Annotated in this window: 6 protein-coding genes and 1 pseudogene; 3 read left to right on the top strand and 4 right to left on the bottom strand. The window is 43.3% G+C overall.

Annotated elements, in window-relative coordinates:
* Window positions 1-375, bottom strand: a 375-nt coding sequence (locus PX481_RS17825; RefSeq protein WP_288095271.1) for a CAAD domain-containing protein, incomplete at its 3' end; no start/stop codon positions are given.
* 325 nt (window positions 376-700) lie between these two features.
* Between PX481_RS17825 and PX481_RS17820 the strand changes: the two genes are divergently transcribed.
* Both PX481_RS17820 and PX481_RS17815 read left to right on the top strand, forming a co-directional pair.
* Window positions 701-934 (top strand): DUF433 domain-containing protein, encoded by a 234-nt coding sequence (locus tag PX481_RS17820; protein WP_039899814.1) that lies wholly within the window; start codon window positions 701-703, stop codon window positions 932-934.
* On the top strand, window positions 931-1,272 hold the full coding sequence (locus PX481_RS17815) for a DUF5615 family PIN-like protein (RefSeq protein WP_002759489.1): 342 nt from the start codon (window positions 931-933) through the stop codon (window positions 1,270-1,272). The genes PX481_RS17820 and PX481_RS17815 overlap by 4 nt, the downstream gene beginning before the upstream one ends.
* Window positions 1,273-1,281: 9 nt before the next feature.
* Here PX481_RS17815 and pcrA read toward each other — a convergent pair whose 3' ends face one another.
* Window positions 1,282-3,603, bottom strand: coding sequence for a DNA helicase PcrA (gene pcrA, locus PX481_RS17810; RefSeq protein WP_288095268.1), 2,322 nt, complete (start codon window positions 3,601-3,603; stop codon window positions 1,282-1,284).
* Window positions 3,604-3,929: 326 nt separating this feature from the next.
* On the opposite strand from pcrA, the gene metK reads away from it, so the two are divergent.
* Complete coding sequence (gene metK, locus PX481_RS17805; protein WP_288095266.1) at window positions 3,930-5,180, top strand: methionine adenosyltransferase; 1,251 nt, start codon at window positions 3,930-3,932, stop codon at window positions 5,178-5,180.
* A gap of 59 nt (window positions 5,181-5,239) precedes the next feature.
* Here the strand turns inward: metK and PX481_RS17800 are convergent, their stop codons facing one another.
* Together PX481_RS17800 and PX481_RS17795 are read right to left on the bottom strand one after the other, a co-directional pair.
* Window positions 5,240-5,437 (bottom strand): hypothetical protein, encoded by a 198-nt coding sequence (locus PX481_RS17800; protein WP_288095263.1) that lies wholly within the window; start codon window positions 5,435-5,437, stop codon window positions 5,240-5,242.
* 61 nt (window positions 5,438-5,498) lie between these two features.
* Window positions 5,499-5,678: pseudogene (locus PX481_RS17795) on the bottom strand (methionine adenosyltransferase); the annotation flags it as partial.

Here is a 5,678-nt window from a genome sequence, read left to right as displayed (position 1 = left end):
GGCTAATAACTCGCGACGATTTTCATCTTTGAGCAGATAGCGCCAGACAAACCAACCAGTGTAAACGATCCCAACTAATTGTAGGATAGGAGCAAGGAGGGGAATATCATCGATCGCATCTAAAACCGCTAGGGTAACTTTCACGGTGACAAAACTGGCTAAAATTGCCCCCAGAACGATTAAAGGTTTTTTGTATCCAGAGAAGAAACTACCGATATAATCGGGGACGTTAGCCAGATAGGACATCACCGAATCCCAAACTGGTTCTACATATTCAGACCAAATCTGTTCGGTGCTGCTGCTGGGTTTGCTCAGAGACCCGGGTAAATCCGTTCTAATCGGATTTTGGGTCTCGGTGGGTTGCATTGATTCCATATTAACTGATCCTCATCATAAAGGTTAGACAGTGCGCGAATACGACCAACGGGGGTCAATTTTAACAGACTGAATAGACTAACTCGCTGTTGCCCATATTATCGGATAATTGCGATACTAGGCGGAAAGTTGCTCAACAACTATTAAGAATCAAGGATTTAGCTTCTCAATTTTATCGTCAGTCTGACCGCAATTCTCTATTCTAACAGCAGGTAGCGATCGGAGTTGAGGAATCAGGGGGTGTCAGTTGGGTGCTAGGGATTGGTTGTTAGGATTACCAGATAAGATAATTAAATGCAGACTAAATATCTTCGAGATGCGTTCTATGGACTCAACAGTTAGCTTGCTTACCCGCATTACTCAAACACCCGGCCAGTGTGGTGGTCGTCCTTGTATTCGGGGGATGCGAATTCGAGTAACGGATATTTTGGAAATGTTAGCGGAGAATGTGAGCATAACTGAAATTCTAGAAGACTTTCCCGATTTGGAACTCGCAGATATCCAAGCTTGTTTACTTTTTGCAGCACGGTGTACGGATTTTCCTAAACTAACGGCATGAAAATTTGGATTGATGCTCAACTACCCCCAACTCTAGCAAGCTGGTTATCAGCGACCTTTGATTTAGAAGCATCGTCCCTGCGAGACTTATCCCTTCGAGATGCTCAAGATATCGAGATCTTTGCAGCAGCGCGAGCGGAAAATGCCGTGATTATGACCAAAGATAGTGACTTTATTGATTTGGTTTGTCGTCTGGGAACACCTCCTCAAATTTTATGGTTAACCTGTGGTAATGTCACAAATCAGAATCTGCGGCGATTACTGACAGCTACTTTACCCGATGCGTTGAAACAACTAGAGCAAGGAACAATAATTGTAGAGATTAGCAATACTCCTTAAGGTCTTTCCCTATTCGTGGATAAGTTGCATGGGTGCGGTGCGAGGATCGATGATTTTCTGACCTAAACCCGAAAATTTGACCGCTAGATTCATTTTTTTACCCTCACCAAGGATATGGGTCACTTCTCCTTCTCCAAAAGTAGAGTGTAACACTCGATCGCCTACCTGCCATTTTCTTTGATCGGAGACAGTTTTTTCCATGGCAACCACTTTTGGGGTCTTTTTCGGTTTCAGGTTGCTTGTGAGCAATTCTGGGGGCAATTCCTGCAAAAATTGGGAAGCTACCTTCATCTCTTTATTCCCCCAGACATATCTTTCTTTTGCGTAGGTTAAAAATAATTGTTCCTTGGCCCGAGTCACACCCACATAACACAAACGGCGTTCTTCCTCAAGAGCAATGGGATCGTTTAAACTACGATTATGGGGAAAAATGCCCTGTTCTAAACCGACTAAAAAGACGATAGGAAACTCTAAACCTTTGGCGGAATGAAGGGTCATTAACGAGACTTTTTCTTGACCTTCCTGAAGATTATCTAAATCCGAGGCTAAACTAGCACTAGCGAGAAATTCCTGGAGATTGGTTTCTTCGTTTTCTTCTTGGAATTGTACGACGGCGCTATACAATTCTTGAATATTCTCAATGCGGGTATCAGCTTCCTCGGTTCCCTGCTGTTTTAACTCATCGATATATCCCGAATCTTCCATGATTTGGTCTAGGATTTCACTAGCGGATAAATCGGTGATTTTTTCTTGCAGGTTTTGGATAATTTTAGCTAACTTATTGATGCTTTTAGTCGCACGACCGGCGAGAGTATTAACGGAAGTTTCATCGCTGATAATTTCCCATAAAGGTACTCCTAATTCTTGGGCAGCTTTGAGCAAATTATCGATTGTGGTTTTACCGATACCGCGCCGGGGAGTGTTAATAATTCTCAGTAAACTAACGGTATCAGCAGGATTGGCAATCACTCGTAAATAAGCGATCGCATCTTTAATCTCCTGTCGATCATAAAATTTAAATCCCCCGACAATATTATAGGGGATATTATTGCGAATTAACCCATCTTCAAAGGGGCGAGATTGGGCATTAATTCGGTAGAGAATGGCAAAACTACCCCAATTTAATTCGGGGTTTTCTTGAGTAAATTCTCGAATTTTATCGATAACAAAAGCTGCTTCTTCCTGTTCATCTCTGGCTTTAAAAACATAAATACTCTCGCCTCCTTCTCTGGTGGGAACAAGGACTTTATCGATTCTTTGACTATTCTTTTCAATTAACTTATTTGCCGCTTGCAGAATATTTTCCCGTGAACGATAGTTTTCCTGTAGTTTCACCATCGTGCGAGTATCATCATCGAGTAAACCATCGCCAAAGTCCGCTTGAAAATTGAGCAGAATAGTAAAATCTGCCATCCGAAAACTATAGATAGATTGGTCGGCATCACCCACCACAAAAATCGATCGATCCGTCCAATTCCACTCACTTTTTTTCGTTTCACCATTGGTGGACAAAAGCCGAATTAACTCGTACTGAATCCGGTTAGTGTCTTGGTATTCATCGACTAAAATATGCTTAAATTGCGTATGCCAATAACCGAGAATAGATTCATTTTGCTGAAAAAGACGGACTGGAACCAGTATTAAATCATCAAAATCTAGGGCATTATTTTGTGCCAATTGCATCTGATAAGCCTGATAAACCTCAGAAATGACCTTTCCCCGAAAATGAGGGTTTTCTCTGGCGTAATCCGTGGGAGTTAAACCTAAATTTTTGGCATTACTAATCGCATAACGTAGATTGCGAGCATCAAATTTTTTATCATCTAAATTCATCTGTTTAGTGACGATATTTTTCACCAAACTCTGGGCATCCGATTCATCCATAATTGAGAAATTCCTTTGCCAACTATGACCATATTCATCCTGATATTTATTAATGTCATAGCGCAAAATCCGACCGCAAAGACTGTGAAAAGTCCCAATCCAGAGTTTTTTAGTATAATTCCGATAAACTTGAGAAAAGAGTTTTTTCTGTTCGTATTCTTCTAAAAGTTCTAATCTTTGACCGTATTTTTCCTGTGCTTTTTGTTGAGCAAAAGTTTTTTCAATTCTCGTTTTCATTTCCCGGGCCGCCTTATTGGTAAAAGTGACTGCGAGAATATTTTCCGGCTCGACCCCGTGATGACGGATCAAATGGGCGATACGATAGGTTAAAGCGCTAGTTTTTCCCGATCCTGCTCCAGCAACCACCAACAAAGGGCCGCAAAAATGCTCAACAGCAAGGCGCTGGGAAGGATTGAGTTGTTCTAAATAATCGGCTGTGACTGTCATAATCTTTCCCTATAGCTCTGCGACCTCTATTACTCAGGCTACATCATCGAGACGGGTATCGGGCATTAGTCAACCCCTTCAAGAGATAAAAATTTTTTGGGCTAGTTTCTTTCAAATCGTTCAAGATTCTAAGTTGTCATCTACAATGGAATTAGCGGAGACGAAAGTTTCCGTTCACTCCTCACACCACACTCCGTCCGAACAATGTTCGGGCGGTTTCTTATTGAAAATACTGGATCTCTACAAATTCCCTGTTACACTGTATGATCAAAGATTTCTTGGAATCTTTTTTGCGTTCAAACGTACTACTATGTGAGGGACATCACTTGTCTAAACGTTATTTGTTCACCTCCGAATCGGTTACAGAGGGACATCCCGATAAAATTTGTGACCAGATTTCTGATACTATTCTCGATGCTCTGTTATCCCAAGATGACCACAGTCGTGTAGCGGCTGAAGTGGTTGTCAATACAGGGTTAGTCTTGATTACTGGTGAAATCACCTCGAAAGCACAGGTTCATTTCGTCGATTTAGTTCGCAAGAAAATCGCTGAAATCGGCTATATCAACGCCGATAACGGCTTTTCCTCGAATAGTTGCACCGTTTTAGTCGCTTTAGACGAACAATCTCCCGATATTTCCCAGGGTGTCACGGCTGCTCAGGAAAATCGCGAACTTCTCAGCAATGATGAACTCGATAAAATTGGTGCGGGAGACCAGGGTATTGTCTTCGGTTTCGCTTGCAATGAAACCCCGGAATTTATGCCCTTACCGATTAGTTTAGCCCACCGCATCGCTCGCCGTTTAGCGGCAGTCAGAAAAACGGGTGAACTGTCCTATCTGCGTCCCGACGGTAAAACGCAAGTATCGGTCATTTATGAAGATGGTCGTCCCGTGGGTATCGATACTATCCTTGTTTCTACCCAACACGATGCTACTATCGGCGATATCACCGATAATGATCTCGTCCAACAAAAGATTAAAAGTGATCTCTGGGAAGCGGTAGTAGAGCCAGTTTTCAGCGATTTAGAGATTAAACCCGATGCCAACACCCGTTATCTGGTTAATCCCACCGGAAAATTCGTCATTGGTGGACCCCAAGGCGACGCGGGATTAACGGGACGGAAAATTATCGTCGATACCTACGGTGGCTATTCTCGTCACGGTGGCGGCGCTTTCTCCGGTAAGGATCCTACCAAAGTCGATCGCTCCGCGGCCTATGCTTGCCGTTATGTGGCCAAAAATATCGTCGCGGCTGGTTTGGCCGATAAGTGCGAGATTCAAGTGGGTTACGCGATTGGGGTAGCTCGTCCGGTGAGTCTCTTCGTGGAAACCTTTGGCACTGGCAAAGTCGCTGATGATGTGATTCTGGACTTAATCAATAAATACTTTGAACTCCGTCCGGCCGGTATTATCCAAACCTTTAACCTGCGCGGTTTACCCTCGGAAAGAGGCGATCGTTTTTACCAAGATGTGGCCGCTTATGGTCATTTTGGTCGCAATGATCTCGATTTACCCTGGGAACAAACCGATAAAGCCGCTATCCTCAAAGAAGCTTTGACTTCTGCGGTAGTATAGGGTTAAAAATTAACTGCAATTTTTGATTCAGGAATAGAGTTTCAGGCTCTATTCCTTTTTTATACTAAATCCGTTGAGTATAGGCTACATAGGGTTTGCGGCAAAAAGTTTTTCCTGGGGGCAGGGTGTAGGGTGTGGGGTGTGGGGTGTGGGGTGTGGGGTGTGGGGAGAACAAAGCTGCCTTTTGCCTCCTGCCTTTTGCCTCCTGCCTTCTGCCTCCTGTCTCCTGAATACTGATAACTGCTATAGCTAGACAAAAATAAGGAATAGAGCCTTCAACTCTATTCCTGAATCAAAATTTGCAGTTAATTTTTAACCCTATACTACCGCAGAAGTCAAAGCTTCTTTGAGGATAGCGGCTTTATCGGTTTTTTCCCAGGGTAAATCGAGATCATTGCGACCAAAATGACCATAAGCGGCCACATCTTGGTAAAAACGCTCGCCTCTTTCACTGGGTAAACCGCGCAGGTTAAAGGTTTGGATGATACCGGCCGGACG

The sequence above is a fragment of the Microcystis sp. M53603_WE2 genome, from assembly GCF_030065435.1.
Note: the sequence above shows the minus strand (reverse complement) of the source record. Positions and strands in the feature narration are given on the sequence as shown.